This window comes from Streptomyces sp. ISL-94, assembly GCF_018614075.1.
Taxonomy (GTDB): Bacteria; Actinomycetota; Actinomycetes; order Streptomycetales; family Streptomycetaceae; genus Streptomyces.
The window spans coordinates 1-18,969 of the sequence record NZ_JAGGOZ010000138.1; the positions used below are offsets into that span (position 1 = coordinate 1).

Consider the following 18,969-nt stretch of genomic DNA (forward strand, 5'->3'; position numbering starts at 1 on the left):
CAACCACCGATAGAACTCAAGCTGCCCTTGAAGTGCTGGGCCTCGACGCCCTCGGTCTGCTCCGCGCCGACGAGCGTGAGCTTCTCCTGGCCCAGGAGCAGCGCGAGGTACTCGGCCGGGTCGTCGTTGAGCCGGTACCGGGGCGACCCGTCCTTGTTCAGGTTCATCTTCATCCAGGACTTGCCCTGCACCGGCTTGTCACTGTGGGTGTAGATCTCGTCGCCGATCATGATCTGGTTGCCGGCGTCCGCGCCCTTGGCGTCGATGCCGGTGGCGGCCGGGTACCAGCCCTTCGTGCCGGTGAGCCGGTCCGTCTTGCCGGAGCTCGCGGTGATGGTCATGTCCATCGTGGCGAACTTGGCCGGGACGGTCTTCAGGTACGACGCCTTCACCGCGTCCGCGGGGGACGGGGCCTTGGCGGCGGCCGCCTTGTCGCCGCCGTCCTTCCCCCCGTCCGCCTTGTCTCCGCCGCAGGCCGTGAGACCGCCCACGAGCAGTGCGACGCCTGCCGCGGCGACGCCGGCCCGGTTCCGGACAGCCTTGTTCATCTGTACTCCCCCATGAGTGGATCTCTGTGCACCATCGGTGGCGCGCGACGGTCAGGCGGAGCCCTCGTCGGCGCCCTTCATCATTTCCGCCAGGTCCACGACCTGGTCGGCCGGCGGAGCGGCGATGTCGACGGGCTTGTTGATGTCCAGGAACTTGATGGTGACGTCCATCGGGCCGGAGTTGCCGGTGCCCCGGGTGCGGACCTGCTTGGCCTGGTCTGCCTCGTCGATCCAGATGTCCATGGTCAGGCTCTTGATGCCCTGGTCCTCCAGCGCCTTGATGTTCTTCTCCTGGCGCCCCTTGGCCTCGGGGGCGGAGGCGGCATTGGCGGACCGCAGCTGCTCGACCGTGACGGTGCCGGCGAGGTGCGTCGTCTTCTGCCCGTCGATGGTCTCCTCGCCGACCTTCTTGAGGTCCTTGGAGGTACTCAGGCTGTCGGCCGTGTCGGCCGGGTTCTGGCCCTGCTGGGCCGAGCCGAGCGAGTCCAGCTCCTTGGCCTGCTCCGGAGCCAGGGTCTTGAGGTCGAACTTCAGCCACTTGCCCTCGGAACCCATGTACATGGCACCGTCGATCAGGCGGATGTCGACCTTCTCACCCGGCTTCTCGGGCGAGTCCATCGACATCACCATGGCCACGGTGGGCTTGAGCCGCATGGAGACCTCGCCGGTGATCTTCTGCCCCGCGGCGTCGCCGGCCATGGTGTAGCGGAGGGAGGTGATCTCCTCCGACTTCTTCTTCGTCTTCTGCAGGTACGCGGCCGGCGCGACCTCCGCCGGCTTCTCCGCGGCCTTGGACGGGGCCGAGGGGGCCCCGCTGTTCTTCTTCGTGTCCTTCCCGTCCTCGCAGGCCGTGGCGCCGCCCGCCAGCAGGACAGCGGCCACAACGGCCATGACGGTCTTCTTGCGGTACACGTTCATCTGTTCCCCACCCCTAGGTATGTCGACGTTCTTGCCAGTAGTGGCTGTACGTCGAACGACTGACAGTAATCGCACACGGTTCGCACAGCACGCGAAAAAACGGGCCCCCCGCCACCCGGTGAGGGGGGCGAGGGGCCCGTTCAGCCACTCAGAGAGGCCCTAGGCGGCTCGGAGAGCCGTCAGGGTGCTCAGACCGCGGCCGGGTCTTCCTCGACGAGGAGGTTCCGGGTGCGGTTCGAGTCCAGCTGGATGCCGGGGCCCATCGTGGTGCTCAGGGCGGCCTTCTTGATGTAGCGGCCCTTCGCGGCGGACGGCTTCAGACGGAGGATCTCGTCCAGGGCCGCGCCGTAGTTCTCGACCAGCTGCTCATCGGAGAAGGAGACCTTGCCGATGATGAAGTGCAGGTTCGAGTGCTTGTCGACGCGGAACTCGATCTTGCCACCCTTGATCTCGGTGACAGCCTTCGCGACGTCCATCGTGACGGTGCCGGTCTTCGGGTTCGGCATGAGGCCACGGGGACCGAGCACGCGGCCGAGGCGGCCGACCTTGCCCATGAGGTCCGGGGTGGCGACAACGGCGTCGAACTCGTTGAGGCGGTTGCCCTTGGCGATCTCGTTGATCAGCTCGTCGTCGCCGACAATGTCGGCGCCGGCGGCTTCCGCGGCCGCAGCACGGTCACCGGTCGCGAAGACCAGGACCCGGGCGGTCTTGCCGGTGCCGTGCGGGAGGTTCACGGTGCCACGCACCATCTGGTCGGCCTTGCGCGGGTCGACACCCAGGCGGAAGGCGACCTCGACGGTGCTGTCGAACTTGGTCGCGGAGGTCTCCTTGGCGAGACGGACGGCCTCGAGCGGGGCGTACTGCTTCTCCCGGTCGACCTTGGCGTCCGCAGCGCGGAGAGTCTTGCTGCGCTTCACTTCTGCTCCTGTGTTGTGGCTTCAGGCTTGGAGTCGTGGTGCGGACCAGCGCTTGGTCCTACCACTGGTGGTGCTGGGGGTGGCTGGATCAGCCTTCGACCGTGACGCCCATCGAGCGCGCGGTGCCGGCGATGATCTTCATCGCGGCGTCGACGTCGTTGGCGTTCAGGTCGGGCATCTTCAGCTCGGCGATCTCCTTGACCTGGGCGCCGGTGAGCTTGGCGACCTTGGTCTTGTGCGGCTCGCCAGAGCCCTTCTCGATGCCCGCGGCCTTCAGGATGAGGCGCGCGGCCGGCGGAGTCTTGGTGATGAAGGTGAAGGAGCGGTCGTCGTAGACCGTGATCTCCACCGGCACGACCATGCCACGCTGCGACTCGGTCGCGGCGTTGTAGGCCTTGCAGAACTCCATGATGTTGACGCCGTGCTGACCGAGCGCGGGGCCGACCGGCGGAGCCGGGTTGGCCGCACCGGCCTTGATCTGGAGCTTGATAAGCCCCGTGACCTTCTTCTTCTTGGGAGGCATTGCTCTCTCCGGGTCCTAGTGAGAGTTTTCGCCGCCAATCCGGTCATCCGGATGGAGGCATACCGCACCACGATAACGGGTATCGGTGCGGGGCTAAAAACCGAGCAGGTCAGACCGCCCTTCAGGGGCGGTCTGACCTGTCCGGAAGCTGAGTCTCAGAAGAGGTGGATCAGTTCTTCTGGATCTGGTCGAAGCTGAGCTCGACCGGGGTCTCGCGGCCGAAGATCTCGACGAGGCCCTTGACCTTCTTCGAGTCCGGGTTGATCTCGTTGATCGTCGCCTGCAGCGTCGCGAACGGGCCGTCGGTGACGGTGACCGAGTCGCCGACCTCGAAGTCCAGGACCTCGATGGTGCGCTTGACGGCGGGCGCGGGCAGACCCGCGGCCTCCGCGGCGGCCTTCTCGGCCTTCTCCTTGGCCTCCGGCGCGAGCATCTTGACGATCTCGTCCAGGGTCAGCGGGTACGGGTCGTACGCGTTGCCCACGAAACCGGTGACGCCAGGCGTGTTGCGGACGACACCCCAGGACTCGTTCGTCAGATCCATGCGGACGAGAACGTAACCGGGCAGCTTGTTCTGCCGGACGTTCTTGCGCTCGCCGTTCTTGATCTGGACGATCTCTTCCTCGGGCACCTCGGCCTGGTAGATGAACTCCTCGACGTTCAGCGAGACGGCGCGCTGCTCCAGGTTGGCCTTCACGCGCTTCTCGTAGCCGGCGTAGGTGTGGATCACGTACCACTCGCCGGGGAGGAGGCGCAGCTCGTCGCGCAGGGCCTGGACGGGGTCGACGGGCTCGGCCGGCTCGACCTCGGCGGCCTCTTCGGCCTCCTCGTCGGCCGCGGCCTCGACGTCGCCCTCTTCCTCGGCTTCGTCGGTGTCGTCGGCGGCGTCGTCGGCAGCCGCCTCGACCTCGGCGTCGTCCTCGATCTCGGCGTCAGCCTCGGCCTCGTCCTCGACGTGCAGCGCGGCCTCTTCGGCGGCGCCACCCGCCTCGGTGTCGGCGAGCTCGGCCTCGTCGGGGTCCACAGCGTCTGCCGCCTCGACGATGTCGAGCTCGTCCTCGACGGACTCGACGGAGTCGCGGCTCGCGTTCAGGTTCGGGTCAGACACGGTGGCTGCTTCTTCCTGGATACAAAAGGTGGTGGAACATGCGAAAACGGGCGGCACCCATCAAGGCGCCGCCCTCCGCGGGGATCAGCCGAAGACGAACTTGATGGCTTCCTGGAACCCATAGTCAATCACGGTCACCAGACCGATCATGATGACCACGAAGACAATCACCACGGTGGTGTACGTCGTGAGCTGGTTGCGAGTGGGCCATACAACCTTGCGGAGTTCCGCGACGATCTGGCGGTAGAACAGCGCGAGCCGGCCCAGAGGACCCTTCTTGCCGCGCTTACCGCCCTTGCGGGCCTTCTTCTCGCGCGTCTCGTCCTCGGCGTCAGGCATGTCGATGGAGCCCAGGGCGTCCGTCACGTCTCTCACCTGAATCCGGGTCGTGGCCGTACCGCGCCCGGTTGCGCCGCACGGCGTTGCATCGAAGTACGTACCTGCGCACACACATCCGAGAAGGAGTGTGGAGCAGGGCCGGAGGGACTCGAACCCCCAACCGCTGGTTTTGGAGACCAGTGCTCTACCAATTGAGCTACGACCCTTTGCGTCCCCCAACCTACCGCATCCGAGCGGGTGCACGGAGTGCTCACGCTCTGGAGTGGCTGGCGAGGTCCAACGACAGGTGAGTGTACGTGAACCGGACCCTGACGTCGAACAGAACCCAAGGCGGTATCCCCCAGTCCGGTAACTGAAACGGTGTGCGGCGCTTCTGGGCCGTCTGGGACGATTGCACGCATGACCTCTGCAACGCCTTCCTCCGAGCGCCGGGTGTCCGCCCGTATCGGCGCCATTTCCGAGTCCGCCACCCTCGCCGTCGACGCCAAGGCCAAGGCCCTCAAGGCCGCCGGGCGCCCGGTGATCGGCTTCGGTGCCGGCGAGCCCGACTTCCCGACCCCGGACTACATCGTCGAGGCCGCGATCGAGGCCTGCCGCAACCCGAAGTACCACCGCTACACGCCGGCCGGCGGCCTGCCCGAGCTCAAGGCCGCGATCGCCGCGAAGACCCTGCGCGACTCCGGCTACGAGGTCGACGCGTCGCAGGTCCTGGTCACCAACGGTGGCAAGCAGGCGATCTACGAGGCCTTCGCGGCCATCCTGGACCCGGGCGACGAGGTCATCGTCCCGGCTCCGTACTGGACCACCTACCCGGAGTCGATCCGCCTCGCCGGCGGTGTCCCGGTCGAGGTCGTCGCCGACGAGACCACCGGCTACCGCGTCTCCGTCGAGCAGCTCGAAGCGGCCCGCACCGCGCGCACGAAGGTCGTCCTCTTCGTCTCCCCGTCGAACCCGACCGGCGCCGTCTACTCCGAGGCCGACGCCGAGGCGATCGGCCGCTGGGCGGCGGAGAAGGGCCTGTGGGTCCTCACCGACGAGATCTACGAGCACCTCGTCTACGGCGACGCGAAGTTCGTCTCCCTCCCGGCGATCGTCCCCGAGCTGGCCGACAAGTGCATCGTGGTCAACGGCGTCGCCAAGACGTACGCGATGACCGGCTGGCGCGTCGGCTGGATCATCGGCCCCCGCGACGTCGTGAAGGCCGCGACCAACCTGCAGTCGCACGCCACCTCCAACGTCTCCAACGTGGCCCAGGTCGCGGCGCTCGCCGCCGTCTCCGGCAACCTGGACGCCGTCCACGAGATGCGCACCGCCTTCGACCGCCGCCGCCAGACGATCGTGCGGATGCTGAACGAGATCGACGGCGTCGTCTGCCCGACCCCCGAGGGCGCGTTCTACGTGTACCCGTCGGTCAAGGCCCTCCTCGGCAAGGAGATCCGCGGCAAGCGCCCGCAGACCTCGGTCGAGCTCGCGGCCCTGATCCTCGACGAGGTCGAGGTCGCGGTCGTCCCGGGCGAGGCCTTCGGCACCCCGGGCTACCTCCGCCTCTCGTACGCCCTGGGCGACGAAGACCTGGTCGAGGGCGTGTCCCGCATCCAGAAGCTCCTGGCCGAGGCCAAGGCCTGACCCGGCCGACAACCCCATCCTGAGCGGCGCCTTCCCCCACGGGGAGGTGCCGCTCAGGCATCTCCGGCATCCAGCCCCGCCGGCGCATTTCCAGCCTCGCCGGCGTTTGAGGCGCGGCGCCCGGGGCCGAGCCCCGACATTTCAGCCCCGCCGGCGTTTGAGGCACAGGGCCCGGGGCCGAGCCCCGACATTTCAGCCCCGCCGGCGTTTGAGGCACGGGGTCCGGGGCCGAGCCCCGGGAGCCGCTCCCGCGTTCGAGCAAGCCCCCGATCGATAAAACGCCCTCCCGCTCAGCGCGTGCGTACGGCAGGATCAGCCAATGGAGCAAGCCCGCGACCTCACGCTTCTGCCGAAAGCCCACCTCCACCTGCACTTCACCGGCTCGATGCGCCCATCGACCCTCCTGGAGCTGGCCGACAAGTACGGCGTCCGCCTCCCGGACGCCCTCACCGCCGGCGAGCCCCCAAAGCTCCGCGCCACCGACGAGCGCGGCTGGTTCCGCTTCCAACGGCTCTACGACGCCGCCCGCTCCTGCCTCCGCGAGCCCGACGACATCCGCCGCCTCGTGCGCGAGGCCGCGGAGGAGGACGTACGGGACGGCAGCGGCTGGCTGGAGATCCAGGTGGATCCCACCTCCTACGCCCCCCTGCTCGGCGGGATGATCCCGGCCGTCGAGATCATCCTCGACGCCGTCGACTCCGCCTCCCGCGAGACCGGCCTCGGGATGCGGGTCCTCATCGCCGCGAACCGCATGAAGCACCCCCTCGACGCCCGCACCCTCGCCCGCCTCGCCGTCCGCTACGCCGACCGCGGCATCGTCGGCTTCGGGCTCTCCAACGACGAGCGCCGCGGCATGGCCCGCGACTTCGACCGGGCCTTCGCCATCGCCCGCGAGGGCGGCCTCATCGCCGCCCCGCACGGCGGCGAGCTCACCGGGCCGTCCTCCGTCCGCGACTGCCTCGACGATCTGCACGCCTCCCGCATCGGACACGGCGTACGGGCCGCCGAGGACCCGCGCCTCCTCAAGCGCCTTGCGGACCGGCAGATCACCTGTGAGGTCTGCCCGGCCTCCAATGTCGCCCTCGGGGTCTACGAGCGCCCCGAGGACGTCCCGCTCCGCACCCTCTTCGAGGCCGGGGTGCCCATGGCGCTGGGCGCGGACGACCCGCTGCTCTTCGGCTCCCGGCTGGCGGCGCAGTACGAGATCGCCCGCCGCCACCACGCCTTCACGGACGCGGAGCTCGCCGAGCTGGCCCGCCAGTCGGTGCGCGGTTCGGCCGCACCCGCCGACGTACAGGCCAAGCTGCTGGCCGGGATCGACCACTGGCTCAGCGGGTGAGCCGCAGGTCCCCCTCGTAGCAGTCGGCGCGCACCCGGCCCCCGTCGGGGAAGCCGATCTCCAGGTGTGTGCGGCCCTGCTCGGGCAGCGCGAACTCGGCGACCGAGGCGATGGTCTCGCCGAGGTGCCGCAGGAAGGGGTGGTCGCCGAGGTCCTCACCGACCTCGATGCGGCCCCACTCCCCCATGTCGTACGGCTCGTGCGGCGCGGCGGACTCGACGATGAGGCACTGGTCGGACCCGGTGGTGATGCGGATGGAGTCGCCGACGCTGTCGATCAGCCAGACGTCGAGCGGAGCCTCGGAGCGCTCGCCGTCGCTGATGTGCCAGGACGCGACGACTCGGCTGAGCGTGCGCCCCACGAGGCGGGTCGGGTCCGTACCGGCCCCGTGCAGGGGACAGAGCATGGGCGGCCGCGGCTCCTCAGATGCTGACGCCGACCGTCACCGGTTCGTTGACCAGGGTGACGCCGAAGGCCGCGTGGACGCCCGCGACGACCTCGCGGGCCAGGGCGAGGAGATCCTCGGTGGTGGCCTCGCCGCGGTTGGTCAGGGCGAGGGTGTGCTTGGTGGAGATGCGCGCGGGGCCGGTGCCGTAGCCCTTGGTGAAGCCGGCCTTGTCGATCAGCCAGGCGGCACTGGTCTTCGTACGTCCGTCGCCGGCGGGGTACGCGGGCGGGGCCGTGTGGGGGCCGAGGCGGTCCTGGACGCGGGCGAGGAAGGCGGCGTAGGCCTCGTCGGTCAGGATCGGGTTGTGGAAGAAGGAGCCGGCGGACCAGGTGTCGTGGTCGGCGGGGTCGAGGACCATTCCCTTGCCGGCGCGCAGCCGCAGTACGGTCTCGCGGGCAGTGGCGGCCGGGACCCGGTCGCCGGCCTCCACGCCGAGGGCGCGGGCGGTCTCGGGGTACTTGATCGGCGCCGACATCCCGCCGGCGTCCTCCAGGGCGAAGCGGACGCGCAGGACGACGTAGCGCTCGGGCTGGTCCTTGAAGGCGCTGTTGCGGTACCGGAAGGCGCACTCGGCGGCGGTGAGGGTGACCGTCTCGCCGGTGGTGCGGTCGTAGGCGACGACCTCGGTGATGGTGTCGCAGACCTCCTGGCCGTACGCACCGACGTTCTGGATCGGGGTGGCACCGGCGGATCCGGGGATTCCGGCGAGGCATTCGATCCCGGCGAGGCCGGCTTCTACGGTGCGGGCGACGGCGTCGCTCCAGTTCTCGCCGGCGGCGAGCTCCAGGGTGGTGCCGTCGAGGATGAAGCCGGTGGTCGCGATGCGCAGGGCGGTGCCGTCGAAGCCCTGGTCGCCGATGACCAGGTTGCTGCCGCCGCCGATGACCAGGAGCGGAGTGCCGCTCTCGTCCGCGGCACGGACGGCGGCGACCACCTCGGCGTCGGTGGTCGCGGTGACCAGGCGGGCGGCGGGCCCACCGAGGCGGAAGGTGGTCAGCGGGGCGAGGGGGGCGTCGTGGAGTTCCTGCACGTGGACAAGAGTACGGTCCGTGCCCCTCGCATCCCGGCGGGGCCACGGACCGTGGCTCAGTGGTTCGACTTCTGCTCGGCGAGCCGGCGCTCGGCCTCGGCCCAGGTGAGGGGCAGCTCGCAGGCCCGTACGGTCCAGAAGGTGAAGCCCGACTCCTTCATGTACGCGCCGGCGGCGCGCGAGCTGGAGCGGTGGGGCTCGCTGCGGGCGAACCGGTAGAGCGCGTCGCGGTCCTCCCAGGCGGAGAGCGTCAGGAAGGTCCGGCTGAAGACGCGTGCCCTGAGGGCGACGCCGTGAGCGCCGGGGGCCTTGCGTATCTGGCCGATGATGCCCGGTGCCTTGAGGAAGAACTTGACGGCGCCGGCGAGGGTGGCGGTCTCGAAGCGGGAGGCCATGACGTAGACCTCGGCGTCGGGGGCGGCCTGGGTGGGGGTGGACCACGGGATGTCGGGCATGACGGGCGCTCCTTCGTGAACCTTTAGGGGGGTCAGCCGGCGGCGGGGATCTTGTCCCAGGCCGGGGTGGGGCCGGGGTTCGGGACGGGCGAGGCCTTGGGCTTGCGCGGGAGGAGCAGCGCGAAGGCGGCGGCCAGGGCTACCGCGGCGGCGCCGATCCACAGGGCAGGGACGGTGCCGTCGGTGAAGGCCTGCGGGGATTCGTAGCCGCCCTGGGCGGAGAAGACCGAGGCCAGGACGGCGACACCGAGGGCTCCGCCGACCTCGCGCAGGGCGTTGTTGGCGCCGGAGGCCTTGCCCTGGTCGGCGGGGGCCACGGTGGACATCAGGACGTTGGCGGCGGGGGCGAAGTAGAGCGCCATGCCGATCCCGCTGAGGATCAGCGGCGGCAGCTGGGCGGCGTACGAGACGTCCGTGCTCAGGATCGCGGCGAACCAGCCGAGGCCGAGGGCCTGGAGCGCGAGCCCGGCGGCGACGACGGGGCGGCCGCCGATGCGGTCGGAGAGGATCCCGGCGATCGGGGCGACGATCATCGGCATGCCGGTCCAGGGAAGCATCCGCAGGCCGGCCTCGGTCGGCGAGTAGCCGGCCACGCCCTGGAGGAACTGGCTGAGCAGGAAGATCGAGCCGAACATGCCGAGGAACATCAGCAGGCTGGCGAGGTTGATCCCGAGGAAGCCGCGGTCGCGGAAGAGCCGCATGGGGAGCATCGGGTTGGCGTTGCGGAAGCCGTGGTGGACGAAGCCGCCGACGAGCGCGGCCCCGGCGATCAGGCCCGTCAGGACCGGGGCGCTGGTCCAGCCCTCGGAGTTGGCGTTGACGAGGGCGTAGACGATGCCGAAGAGGCCGCCGCTGATGAGGAGGGTGCCCGGGATGTCGAGGCGGGCGGCGGGGGCGGTGGACTCGGCGAGCCGCAGGCGGGCGAGCGGTATCAGCGCCAGACCGATCGGAACGTTCAGCCAGAAGATCCACTGCCAGGAGATGTGCTCGGTGAGGCTGCCGCCGATGAGTGGGCCGCTGGCGACGGCGAGGCCGGTAACGGCTCCGTAGATGCCGAGGGCCATGCCGCGGCGGGCGGCCGGGACGGCGGCAGTCAGGAGGGTCAGGGTGAGCGGCATCATGATCGCGGCGCCGACGCCTTGGACGGCGCGGGCGGCGATGAGCGCGTCGATCCCGGGCGAGAGGGCTGCCGCGGCGGAGGCGCCGGTGAAGACGGCGAGCCCGGCGATGAACAGCCGCCGGCGCCCGAACCGGTCCCCGAGGGCGGCACCGAACATGAGGAGGACGGCGAAGGTGAGCGTGTAGGCGTTCACCGTCCACTCCAGATCCTCGAGCTTGCCGCCGAGATCGGTACGGATGGCAGGCAGGGCGGTGGTGACGACGAGGTTGTCCAGGGCGGCCATGAAGCTGGCGACGCCGGTGAGGATGAGGGCCCAGACGGAGGGCCCGCGGAGTTTGGTGCTGGTGTCGGTGTCCGGGTTTTGCGTGTTCACGATTCCCCCTGAGGTCGGTCGGTCGGTCGATCGGTCGATCGGGTCGGTCGCTTCGCTTGTTAGTTATTGCTGACTAACTTTTGTGCCCATGACCATGCTGACTACCACTACCTTTTGCGCCCGATTGCGCCCAATGCACCTATGAGGAGTGGCCCCCGCCGTGCGTGCGGGGCGCTCTCACTTCTCCAGACGGCCCTTGCTGTGAGCCTCGGGGTACAACCCCTCCCAGACCCGGTGCTCGGGCGGGAAGCCCATGGCGGCGAGGGTGTTGATCAGCATCCCGTACGCCATGAAGGTCGTGGTCTCCTTCACGTCGCCGCCGAACGGCACATGGACCGTGTCCCAAAGCTGCATCCAGCCCTTCCGGACGAGTTCGCCCAGCTCGCGGTCCCCGGCCGCTTCGGCGGCAGCGACGGTGACGTACATCTGGAGCTGCATCTGGAGCTTGTCCGGATCCTCTGCGATGAGCCGGGTGTAGGCGTTCGCCATTGAACGCGTGGCCTCCTCGCCGTACAGCCCTTCGGCGGCCTCGGCGAAGACCTCCCGGGTCTCCTGCAGACACCGCTCGGCGGCGGCGAGGAACATCGCCTGCTTGTTCGGAAAGAGCCGGAAGAGGTACGGCTGCGAAACCCCCACCCGCCGCGCGATCGCCTCGGTGGAGGTCCCGTAGTAACCGCCACGGGCAAACTCATGCATCGCCGCACGAATGACGCTCTCGCGCCGCTCTTCTGCACTCATCCTGGCCATGGGCCTTAAGTTAGTGCTCAATCACTAACTTGGCAAGGGGGGTTCGGGGGGTGAGCTCAGGGGTCGGGGGTCGCGTTCGGGACCCGAGTGGGGCGGGAGCAGGGATGGTTTGGGGTACACAGGCCCGCCAGGGAGCCGACTGCCCGCTCCCTAGGCCGGCCAAGGCCCACCGCCCGAGCTGGTCGGCGATGGGGGAGCGGGCGCCGGGCAGGCCTCCGCCCGGCCCCCGATCAGGCATGTTCCGGGCCAGGGAGGCGAAGCGTCACCAGACGGCGGGCAGGCGTGTCAGCTCGCTACGCGCTTCTCTCGTCTCGGCGTCCGCCGCCCGTCTGGGGTCGGACATAAGCCGCCCAAGATTGCTACAAGCGTCCCCGAGACGGCGACAGTAGGCGGTTCGTCCCCATTGGGCGATGGATTGGGGGTCGTGAGGCGTCTTGGCGGAGTGGGAGGTTGAAAAATCCGGCCTCGGGCTCCGGCTAAGCGCTTTTCCATGACACATGCGGCGCGCAGGCGCCCCCAGGCCCGGCGCGTGCGCGCCTTGGGTCCGGCCTACCTGGCGGGCGGGGCTTGGTTCTGCGGGGGCGGGGGCCCGGTTCTGTGGGCCCCCCTGCCGCTCAGGCCAGCTGGACCACTGCGCGGGACATGCCCAGGACCTTTTGGCCGGCGCTCATGGCCGTCAGGTCGACGCGGACTCGGTGGTCGTCCAGTTTGGCGGCGACCTTGGCGGTGACCTCGATCAGGCCGCCCTGGTCGTCGTTCGGGACTACGACCGGCCTGGTGAAGCGCACGCCGTACTCGACCACCGCGCCCGGGTCGCCGGCCCAGTCGGTGACCACGCGGATGGCCTCGGCCATGGTGAACATGCCGTGCGCGATCACGTCCGGCAGTCCGACCTCCTTGGCGAACTTCTCGTTCCAGTGGATCGGGTTGAAGTCGCCCGAGGCACCGGCGTAGCGGACGAGCGTGGCGCGCGTCACGGGGAAGGACGCCGCCGGCAGCTCCGTGCCGACCTCGACGTCGGCGTACTTGATCTGCGCTGTCATGTCAGGCCTCCTCGGGGGCGCGGGAGACGAGCTTCGTCCACGCCGTCACCACGTGCTCGCCGGTCTCGTCGTGGACCTCGCCGCGGATGTCGATGATGTCGTTGCCGGCGAGCGACTTCACGGCCTCGATGGTGGAGGTCACCGAGAGCCGGTCACCCGCGCGGACCGGGCGGGAGTAGGCGAACTTCTGGTCGCCGTGCACGACGCGGCTGTAGTCAAGGCCCAGCTGCGGGTCCTGGACGACCTGCCCGGCCGCGGCGAAAGTGATCGCAAACACAAAAGTCGGCGGAGCGATCACATCGGGGTGGCCGAACGACTTGGCGGCTTCGGGGTCGGTGTAGACGGGATTGGCGTCACCCACCGCTACCGCGAATTCGCGGATCTTCTCCCGGCCGACCTCGTACGGATCGGTGGGCGGGTAGCTCCGCCCCACGAAGGACTGGTCGAGAGCCATGACTCACTACCTCCTGCTGAAAGAACATGAATGAAAGAGCGCGGAAACGACACAAGGCCGCCCCCCAATGAAGGGGACGACCTCATGACGGTGCCTGTTATTCGAGACTTCGCTGGGTTCAGCGGGTCTCGCGGTGCGCGGTGTGCGAGTTGCAACGCGGGCAGTGCTTCTTCATCTCAAGACGGTCCGGGTCGTTACGCCGGTTCTTCTTGGTGATGTAGTTCCGCTCCTTGCACTCCACGCAGGCCAGCGTGATCTTCGGGCGGACGTCGGTGGCAGCCACGTGAGTGCTCCTTGACGGACTATAGGACGGATGAACGCATAAAAGAGTAGCCGATCGGGAGACCGACCCCGCAATCGGCTACTGTGTGTAGCGGCGACCGGACTTGAACCGGTGACACAGCGATTATGAGCCGCTTGCTCTACCGACTGAGCTACGCCGCTTTGATGTGATCGACTCCCCACCCGAGGGTGGGGAACCTCTCTCACCAGAGCCCCAATGCGGAATCGAACCGCAGACCTTCTCCTTACCATGGAGACGCTCTACCGACTGAGCTATTGGGGCGAGCGATGAAGACATTACACGGTTGCCCGCCGATCGCCCAAATCCTTTGCGGGGACAGGGCTCCGAGGGGGTTCGGAAGCCTTTCTTGATCAGCGCGACAAGGGCCACACCCCCGCTTCGGGGGCGGAATGTGTGCGGGCTCACACCCGGCGGGGCTGCCCGGGGGGCGTGCGGCGCACGCGGGGGCGCCGGGGCGGGCGGGCACCACACCGGTACGACTATTGCGCTCTTCCGTGAAGCGGGCTCCCCCGCGCCCTAGGCTCTGAGCACGCTGCGTGATCTTGGGCCGCGGGCTGCGGCCACGGCCCAGGAACCGCCCGAGCCACCGCAGGAGCGCGATGTCCGACAGCCAGCCGCAGCAGCCGTTCCACTTCCCGCGCGGCGGTCGCGGCGAGGGCGGCGGGCACGCACCCGCACACCCCTCCCACAGCGTCGGCAACGCGGCCGCCGCCGAGGCCACGACCCTGCTGCTCGCCGGGGCCCGCCTCACCGACGGCCGTACGGTCGACGTCCGCCTCAGCGGCGGCCGGATCCAGGCCGTCGGCACCGCCGGCAGCCTCCCGGCCCCCGCCCTGTCCCGGGTGGACCTCGGCGGCTACCTGCTGCTGCCCGCCCCCGCCGAGCCGCACGCCCACGGGGACACCGCCCTGACCGCCGACGGCGAGGGGCCCGTCTCGTACACGCCCGACGAGGTCCAGCGCCGGGCCACCGAGGCGGCCCTGCTGCAGCTCGGCCACGGCGCCACCGCCCTGCGCTCGCACGTCCGCATCGGCGACGTGCACGGCCTCGGCCCCATGGAGGCCGTCCTCCAGGCCCGCCGCTCCCTGCGCGGGCTCACCGACCTGACCACCGTGGCCGTACCCAGGCTGCTGACGGGGGCGGCCGGCGCCGACGGGCTCGTGATGCTGCGTGACGCGGTCAAGATGGGCGCCTCCGTGATCGGCGGCTGCCCCGACCTCGACCCCGACCCGACGGGCTTCCTCGAAGCCGTCCTGGAACTCGCCGACGAGCACGGCTGCCCCGTGGACCTGCACACGGACGGTGACGATCCGGCCCGCCTGGCCCGGCTCGCGGCGATGGCCGGCGGGCTCCGCCCGGGCGTGACCATCGGTCCCTGCGGCGGGCTGTCCCGGCTCCCGCTGGACGCGGCGACCCGCGCCGCCGACCAGCTGGCCGCGGCCGGCGTACGGGTGACCTGCCTGCCCCAGGGCGACTGCGCGGCCCTGGAACGCCGCGGCCTGCGCACCGCGCCCGTACGGCTGCTGCGCGCCGCCGGAGTCCGGGTGTCGGCGGGCAGCGGGGCGCTGCGCGACGCCGGGAATCCGGTCGGCCGCGGGGACCCGCTGGAAGCCGCGTACCTGCTGGCCTCCCAGGGCGGGCTCCGGGCGGGCGAGGCGTACGAGTCGATCAGCAGCGCCGCCCGCGAGGCCATGGGCCTGCCGGAGGTCCGGGTGGAGGCCGGTTTCCCCGCGGAACTGCTCGCCGTGCGGGGGGACCGGCTCGCGGGCGTGCTGTCCCTCGCGTACAGCCGCATCGTGATCCACCGCGGGCGGGTGGTAGCCCGTACGAGTGCGGTACGGGAGTACTGCGACTCCGCCGTGGCGGTGGCCCTGGACCTGCCCCGGCAGGGCCGCACGGAGCCCGGGCCCTGACGGTTCGCCGTGCGTTCGCAGGCGGGGGCGCCCGGCTCGTCGTACGGTCGGATCATGCGCATCGTCATCGCTGGTGGACACGGTCAGATCGCGCTGCGGCTGGAGCGCCTGCTCTCCGCGCGCGGGTACGAGGTCGCGGGGATCATCCGCGACCCGGCACAGGGCGACGACCTCAGGGGGGCGGGCGCCGAGCCGGTCCTCTGCGATCTGGAGTCGGCCTCGGTGGAGCATGTGGCGGGGATCCTGCAGGGCGCGGACGTGGCGGTGTTCGCGGCCGGCGCGGGTCCCGGCAGCGGCATCGGGCGCAAGGACACCGTGGACCGGGGCGCGGCGGTGCTGTTCTCCGACGCGGCCGAACGGGCGCGTGTACGGCGCTTCCTGATGGTCTCTTCGATGGGCGCGGACGCACACCACGAGGGCGACGAGGTCTTCGACGCCTATCTGCGGGCCAAGGGCGAGGCCGACGACCACGTCCGCACCCGTCTGGGCCTGGAGTGGACGGTCCTGCGCCCCGGCTCGCTGATCGACGACGCGAGTACGGGGCTGGTCCGCCTGGAGGCGCAGACGGGCCCCGGCTCCGTCCCGCGCGACGAAGTGGCGGCGGTGCTGGCCGAACTGGTCGAGACCCCGGCGACGGCGGGCCTGACGCTGGAGCTGATCTCCGGTTCGACGCCGGTCACGGTGGCCGTCAAGGCCGTGGCGGGCAACTGACGGGGCGTCGGCCCCGTCGGCGGCGGGCTCAGAACCCGGCGCTCACCTTGTCGTCGGACCGTCCGACCGAATCCTGCCGGTACTGGTCCTCGTAGGCCTGCCGGATCCGCTCGATGCGCGTGTTGCGCTCGTCTGCCTCCTTCTCGGGGTACAGCAACACCACCTCGTACGAGGTCTCGTGGACGACCCTGCCGTCGTGGCCCCGCCATTGGCCGTAGCCGTCGTGCAGCGTCAGCCCCTCGGGGAAGGCCGGGGTGATCTCGCGGTCCAGGAACCGCATGAACTCCTGCTGCGCGACCGGGCCCCGGCCGTCGGTGCGTTCGGTGCCGAAATAGAGCCGGGTCTCCTGGTACGGCTCCCCTACGGTCGGGTGCAGCGCGGCTCCCACCAGAGCCGGAATCCCGGCGCCGAGCAGGGCGAGGAGCACCCCACCGCCTACTTTCCCCCGCGTGTCATATGTCCATTTCACCCCCGGAGAACGAACAGGAGACCCGGACGATGCGGTCGATGACGGGCCCGGACGTCGAACGGGCGGCGGCCCACATCGCTCACGACCTCACGGCGTACGCCACCCAGGTGGCCTCCCGAGCCCCGTCCCCACGCCCGCAGGGCCCGCCCACGGAGGCTCTGCTCTCGTGGTCCTGGCGGGCGACGCTCATGGAGTGTCCAGCCGCCGGCGCCACCATGGATCGCCCGGCGGGGCGTACGGATCGTTGAGGGTGCGCGCGAGGAACTTCTCGTCGAGCGGGGCGAGTACGGCCAGCAGCTCCCGTCCGGCGGCCCTCGGGAGGGTGAGCCGGACCCGTTCCAGGGTGCCCCGGCAGCCCGTCCACAGGTCGCAGCACTGGTCGTCGACCGGGTAGATCACCCGGGGCCCGCGCCGGTGGACCGTCCAGTGCCAGTGGGTGAAGGCCCGGTGGGTCGCCCCGGGCCAGAGCCCGCGGCTGCGCCGCTCGAGACGGGCGATCCCCGCGAGGGTCTTGCCGGAGAGGCCCGGTATGACGGCGCGGCTCTCCCAGGAGCGGGGCTCTCGGGGCAGGTCCGCCCGGACCTGCGCGGGGGGCTTACGCGGCACGGCCCTTTCGGATGCTGATCATGCCCCCCAGCATGCCCGCACGCCTCTTCCGCGCCCAACGAATTTCCGGCCCGGCACGCGAGGCATGCGAGAAGACCCCCGTTACAAGTAACGGGGGTCTCACATCGCGTGGCGGCGCCAGGGTTCGAACCTGGGTAGGCTGAGCCGGCAGATTTACAGTCTGCTCCCTTTGGCCACTCGGGCACACCGCCAAGAGTTGTTGCCGTTTTTCCGCCTTGCGGCGGCGCTCCGTGGCAACGACGTAAACGATACCTGATGTCCGGGGGTGCTTCGCCACCGGATTGATCAGCGCTTCGACCGGGTGCGGTGGCTAGGCTTTGCGGAGCGGGCCGGGGATGTCCGGCCGCGCCCTCCGGGGTGATCACAACCGACTTCAAGGAGCCACAGCACATGGCCGACTCCAGTTTCGACATCGTCTCGAAGGTCGAGCGGCAGGAGGTCGACAACGCCCTCAACCAGGCCGCCAAGGAGCTCTCGCAGCGCTACGACTTCAAGGGCACCGGCGCCACGATCGCCTGGTCCGGCGACAAGATCCTGATGGAGGCGAACTCCGAGGAGCGCGTCAAGGCCGTCCTCGACGTCTTCGAGACCAAGCTGGTCAAGCGCGGGATCTCGCTGAAGGCCCTGGACGCCGGCGAGCCGCAGCTGTCCGGCAAGGAGTACAAGATCTTCGCCACGATCGAGGAAGGCATCTCCCAGGAGAACGCCAAGAAGGTCGCGAAGATCATCCGGGACGAGGGCCCCAAGGGCGTCAAGGCCCAGGTCCAAGGCGAGGAGCTGCGCGTCAGCTCCAAGAGCCGTGACGACCTCCAGGAGGTCCAGGCGCTGCTCAAGGGCAAGGACCTGGACTTCGCGATCCAGTACGTGAACTACCGCTGACGCAGGTCGGCGACCTGCCCGCACGCCGGCCCGGCGGTCTTCACCGACCGCCGGGCCGCGGCGTTCGCGGGGAGCTCGCTCCAGGTGAGCGGACCCGCGGCCGGGCTCACCGTGCTGGTGTGGGAGGCGGTGCAGTCCTATGGTCTGCCCGCGCTCGGGGAGCTGGTGCCGGCCGCCGGGGTGGTGCAGCCGGGCATGGGGGTGCTGCGGCTCGGGCTGTGGTTCCGGGCGATCTCCGTCGCCGCGGTGCACGGGATGCTGGCCGGGATCGGGATGGTCCTGATCTCCGGGCAGTTGTACGCCCTGGGCGGCGTGGAGGCTCGCGGGCAGACCTTGGCGAAGCTGGGCTCGGTACACGAGCTCGGAGCGCAGGCCGACTGGGCCGCGGTGGCGCTCGGGGCCGGGACCATCGCCGCATCTCGACCACGCCTGTCTGACGGCCCTGGAGGGGTTGGAACTGCTGTCTGGTGACTGGGTTTGAGTGTGTTCTGGCGTGTATGAGTGAGTGCCTCGTCCGTGGTGGTGGGTCGATGCCGGGCGGGAACGGAGGTTCTTGCATCGAATGGGTGACCTTTGTTGGGGGTGGTCGTTGGGTGGGGGATGGGTTCTTTCGGTACCGGGGTGGGTGCTGGGTGCTGGGTGCAGGGTGGTGGGTGGGTTGCGGGAGTTGTCGGCGCCGTTCGTCGCGCTCGGGCCCACGGGTGTCGCGGTACGGACCCGGCTGAAGAGCCTGACGGCTGGGGACGAGGAGGTGCTGGCCCTGGTCGGCGCGCACCTGGGCTCGCTCGCCTCGAAGGACCTCAGGACGCGGTGTGCTGACGGGCTGGAACACTCCGGCGACACGTGGGCGGTCCGGAAGCGGGAGCTGACGGCGCTCTCGTCGTCGCGGTGGGCCGGGGCGATCACCAAGGCCACCCACGACCAGTGGGCACTCGCCCGGCGCGGCCAGGCAGCGCACGTCCAGAACCTCGAAGCAGGCGTCAAGACGATCACACACCGGCTGTCGCTGCCCGTCGGGGAGAAGGGCAGCAAGCGTGCCCCTGGCGGATACCGCGGCAAGCGGGAGTGGTTCGCCAAG

The 18,969-nt window shown here is 70.0% G+C and carries 20 protein-coding genes, 4 tRNA genes and 3 pseudogenes; 7 read left to right on the top strand and 20 right to left on the bottom strand.

The features are described 5' to 3' along the window. From J7E94_RS33165 to J7E94_RS33195, 7 genes and pseudogenes are all read right to left on the bottom strand, one after another. A pseudogene (locus J7E94_RS33165) lies at nucleotides 1-548 on the bottom strand (hypothetical protein); the annotation flags it as partial. A 51-nt stretch (nucleotides 549-599) separates the two neighbouring features. Then, nucleotides 600-1,466 carry an LppX_LprAFG lipoprotein gene (locus J7E94_RS33170; RefSeq protein ID WP_251057604.1) on the bottom strand — a complete coding sequence of 289 codons (867 nt, stop codon included), beginning with the start codon at nucleotides 1,464-1,466 and terminating at the stop codon, nucleotides 600-602. Between the two features lie 188 nt (nucleotides 1,467-1,654). Then, nucleotides 1,655-2,383 carry a 50S ribosomal protein L1 gene (rplA, locus tag J7E94_RS33175; protein WP_053682631.1) on the bottom strand — a complete coding sequence of 243 codons (729 nt, stop codon included), beginning with the start codon at nucleotides 2,381-2,383 and terminating at the stop codon, nucleotides 1,655-1,657. Nucleotides 2,384-2,471: 88 nt separating this feature from the next. Beyond that, entirely contained in the window at nucleotides 2,472-2,906 is a 435-nt protein-coding gene (gene rplK / locus J7E94_RS33180) for a 50S ribosomal protein L11 (protein WP_215020546.1), read from the bottom strand. A gap of 169 nt (nucleotides 2,907-3,075) precedes the next feature. Beyond that, the gene (gene nusG, locus J7E94_RS33185; protein WP_215020547.1) at nucleotides 3,076-4,014 is read right to left on the bottom strand and encodes a transcription termination/antitermination protein NusG; all 939 of its coding nucleotides are present in this window, start codon (nucleotides 4,012-4,014) and stop codon (nucleotides 3,076-3,078) included. Nucleotides 4,015-4,098: 84 nt separating this feature from the next. Beyond that, nucleotides 4,099-4,380: a preprotein translocase subunit SecE gene (gene secE, locus J7E94_RS33190; RefSeq protein WP_030825982.1), complete on the bottom strand. Its 282-nt coding sequence runs from the start codon at nucleotides 4,378-4,380 to the stop codon at nucleotides 4,099-4,101. A gap of 106 nt (nucleotides 4,381-4,486) precedes the next feature. Continuing rightward, nucleotides 4,487-4,559 (bottom strand) — tRNA-Trp (locus J7E94_RS33195). A 193-nt stretch (nucleotides 4,560-4,752) separates the two neighbouring features. Between J7E94_RS33195 and J7E94_RS33200 the strand changes: the two genes are divergently transcribed. Next, the gene (locus J7E94_RS33200; protein ID WP_215020548.1) at nucleotides 4,753-5,979 is read left to right on the top strand and encodes a pyridoxal phosphate-dependent aminotransferase; all 1,227 of its coding nucleotides are present in this window, start codon (nucleotides 4,753-4,755) and stop codon (nucleotides 5,977-5,979) included. Between the two features lie 319 nt (nucleotides 5,980-6,298). Beyond that, nucleotides 6,299-7,318: an adenosine deaminase gene (locus J7E94_RS33205; protein ID WP_215020549.1), complete on the top strand. Its 1,020-nt coding sequence runs from the start codon at nucleotides 6,299-6,301 to the stop codon at nucleotides 7,316-7,318. On the opposite strand, the gene J7E94_RS33210 is transcribed toward J7E94_RS33205, so the two are convergent. The 10 genes from J7E94_RS33210 to J7E94_RS33255 form a co-directional block, all read right to left on the bottom strand. After that, nucleotides 7,308-7,724, bottom strand: coding sequence for a hypothetical protein (locus J7E94_RS33210; RefSeq protein ID WP_215020550.1), 417 nt, complete (start codon nucleotides 7,722-7,724; stop codon nucleotides 7,308-7,310). The genes J7E94_RS33205 and J7E94_RS33210 overlap by 11 nt on opposite strands. A 16-nt stretch (nucleotides 7,725-7,740) precedes the next feature. Next, on the bottom strand, nucleotides 7,741-8,856 hold the full coding sequence (locus tag J7E94_RS33215) for a UDP-N-acetylmuramate dehydrogenase (RefSeq protein ID WP_251057608.1): 1,116 nt from the start codon (nucleotides 8,854-8,856) through the stop codon (nucleotides 7,741-7,743). Then, the gene (locus tag J7E94_RS33220) at nucleotides 8,853-9,251 is read right to left on the bottom strand and encodes a DUF3291 domain-containing protein (protein WP_215020552.1); all 399 of its coding nucleotides are present in this window, start codon (nucleotides 9,249-9,251) and stop codon (nucleotides 8,853-8,855) included. The genes J7E94_RS33215 and J7E94_RS33220 overlap by 4 nt, the downstream gene beginning before the upstream one ends. 32 nt (nucleotides 9,252-9,283) lie before the next feature. Further along, nucleotides 9,284-10,744 carry an MFS transporter gene (locus tag J7E94_RS33225; protein WP_308345625.1) on the bottom strand — a complete coding sequence of 487 codons (1,461 nt, stop codon included), beginning with the start codon at nucleotides 10,742-10,744 and terminating at the stop codon, nucleotides 9,284-9,286. Nucleotides 10,745-10,921: 177 nt separating this feature from the next. After that, nucleotides 10,922-11,491 carry a TetR/AcrR family transcriptional regulator gene (locus J7E94_RS33230; protein ID WP_215020553.1) on the bottom strand — a complete coding sequence of 190 codons (570 nt, stop codon included), beginning with the start codon at nucleotides 11,489-11,491 and terminating at the stop codon, nucleotides 10,922-10,924. 614 nt (nucleotides 11,492-12,105) lie between these two features. Beyond that, the gene (locus J7E94_RS33235; RefSeq protein ID WP_215020554.1) at nucleotides 12,106-12,534 is read right to left on the bottom strand and encodes a MaoC family dehydratase; all 429 of its coding nucleotides are present in this window, start codon (nucleotides 12,532-12,534) and stop codon (nucleotides 12,106-12,108) included. Between the two features lies 1 nt (nucleotide 12,535). Continuing rightward, entirely contained in the window at nucleotides 12,536-12,988 is a 453-nt protein-coding gene (locus J7E94_RS33240; RefSeq protein ID WP_215020555.1) for a MaoC family dehydratase N-terminal domain-containing protein, read from the bottom strand. 118 nt (nucleotides 12,989-13,106) lie between these two features. Beyond that, nucleotides 13,107-13,271, bottom strand: a complete 165-nt coding sequence (rpmG, locus tag J7E94_RS33245) for a 50S ribosomal protein L33 (RefSeq protein WP_006604855.1) — start codon at nucleotides 13,269-13,271, stop codon at nucleotides 13,107-13,109. Nucleotides 13,272-13,359: 88 nt separating this feature from the next. Next, nucleotides 13,360-13,432: transfer RNA gene (locus J7E94_RS33250), tRNA-Met, on the bottom strand. A 48-nt stretch (nucleotides 13,433-13,480) separates the two neighbouring features. Further along, a tRNA-Thr gene (locus J7E94_RS33255) sits at nucleotides 13,481-13,553 on the bottom strand. Between the two features lie 338 nt (nucleotides 13,554-13,891). Between J7E94_RS33255 and J7E94_RS33260 the strand changes: the two genes are divergently transcribed. Together J7E94_RS33260 and J7E94_RS33265 are read left to right on the top strand one after the other, a co-directional pair. After that, nucleotides 13,892-15,205, top strand: a complete 1,314-nt coding sequence (locus J7E94_RS33260) for an amidohydrolase family protein (RefSeq protein WP_251057605.1) — start codon at nucleotides 13,892-13,894, stop codon at nucleotides 15,203-15,205. Between the two features lie 54 nt (nucleotides 15,206-15,259). Next, nucleotides 15,260-15,916: an SDR family oxidoreductase gene (locus tag J7E94_RS33265; RefSeq protein ID WP_215020556.1), complete on the top strand. Its 657-nt coding sequence runs from the start codon at nucleotides 15,260-15,262 to the stop codon at nucleotides 15,914-15,916. A gap of 28 nt (nucleotides 15,917-15,944) precedes the next feature. Here J7E94_RS33265 and J7E94_RS33270 read toward each other — a convergent pair whose 3' ends face one another. From J7E94_RS33270 to J7E94_RS33280, 3 genes are all read right to left on the bottom strand, one after another. Next, nucleotides 15,945-16,343 (bottom strand): DUF3574 domain-containing protein, encoded by a 399-nt coding sequence (locus J7E94_RS33270; protein WP_308345626.1) that lies wholly within the window; start codon nucleotides 16,341-16,343, stop codon nucleotides 15,945-15,947. Between the two features lie 228 nt (nucleotides 16,344-16,571). Beyond that, nucleotides 16,572-16,991, bottom strand: a complete 420-nt coding sequence (locus tag J7E94_RS33275) for a hypothetical protein (RefSeq protein ID WP_215020558.1) — start codon at nucleotides 16,989-16,991, stop codon at nucleotides 16,572-16,574. 130 nt (nucleotides 16,992-17,121) lie between these two features. Continuing rightward, nucleotides 17,122-17,203, bottom strand: a tRNA-Tyr gene (locus J7E94_RS33280). A 199-nt stretch (nucleotides 17,204-17,402) separates the two neighbouring features. Between J7E94_RS33280 and J7E94_RS33285 the strand changes: the two genes are divergently transcribed. From J7E94_RS33285 to J7E94_RS33295, 3 genes and pseudogenes are all read left to right on the top strand, one after another. Next, nucleotides 17,403-17,891, top strand: a complete 489-nt coding sequence (locus J7E94_RS33285) for a YajQ family cyclic di-GMP-binding protein (RefSeq protein ID WP_215020559.1) — start codon at nucleotides 17,403-17,405, stop codon at nucleotides 17,889-17,891. A gap of 63 nt (nucleotides 17,892-17,954) precedes the next feature. Next, nucleotides 17,955-18,305: pseudogene (locus J7E94_RS33290) on the top strand (SulP family inorganic anion transporter); the annotation flags it as partial. Between the two features lie 235 nt (nucleotides 18,306-18,540). Next, nucleotides 18,541-18,969 (top strand): annotated as a pseudogene (locus tag J7E94_RS33295) (hypothetical protein); the annotation flags it as partial.

What these genes read in the sequence shown, in the direction of transcription:
- J7E94_RS33170 (WP_251057604.1), bottom strand. Translation starts at nt 1,466, where the DNA reads ATGAACGTGTACCGCAAGAAGACCGTCATGGCCGTTGTGGCCGCTGTC.
- rplK (WP_215020546.1), bottom strand. Translation starts at nt 2,906, where the DNA reads ATGCCTCCCAAGAAGAAGAAGGTCACGGGGCTTATCAAGCTCCAGATC.
- J7E94_RS33200 (WP_215020548.1), top strand. Translation starts at nt 4,753, where the DNA reads ATGACCTCTGCAACGCCTTCCTCCGAGCGCCGGGTGTCCGCCCGTATC.
- J7E94_RS33205 (WP_215020549.1), top strand. Translation starts at nt 6,299, where the DNA reads ATGGAGCAAGCCCGCGACCTCACGCTTCTGCCGAAAGCCCACCTCCAC.
- J7E94_RS33210 (WP_215020550.1), bottom strand. Translation starts at nt 7,724, where the DNA reads ATGCTCTGTCCCCTGCACGGGGCCGGTACGGACCCGACCCGCCTCGTG.
- J7E94_RS33220 (WP_215020552.1), bottom strand. Translation starts at nt 9,251, where the DNA reads ATGCCCGACATCCCGTGGTCCACCCCCACCCAGGCCGCCCCCGACGCC.
- J7E94_RS33230 (WP_215020553.1), bottom strand. Translation starts at nt 11,491, where the DNA reads ATGGCCAGGATGAGTGCAGAAGAGCGGCGCGAGAGCGTCATTCGTGCG.
- J7E94_RS33235 (WP_215020554.1), bottom strand. Translation starts at nt 12,534, where the DNA reads ATGACAGCGCAGATCAAGTACGCCGACGTCGAGGTCGGCACGGAGCTG.
- J7E94_RS33240 (WP_215020555.1), bottom strand. Translation starts at nt 12,988, where the DNA reads ATGGCTCTCGACCAGTCCTTCGTGGGGCGGAGCTACCCGCCCACCGAT.
- J7E94_RS33260 (WP_251057605.1), top strand. Translation starts at nt 13,892, where the DNA reads ATGTCCGACAGCCAGCCGCAGCAGCCGTTCCACTTCCCGCGCGGCGGT.
- J7E94_RS33265 (WP_215020556.1), top strand. Translation starts at nt 15,260, where the DNA reads ATGCGCATCGTCATCGCTGGTGGACACGGTCAGATCGCGCTGCGGCTG.
- J7E94_RS33285 (WP_215020559.1), top strand. Translation starts at nt 17,403, where the DNA reads ATGGCCGACTCCAGTTTCGACATCGTCTCGAAGGTCGAGCGGCAGGAG.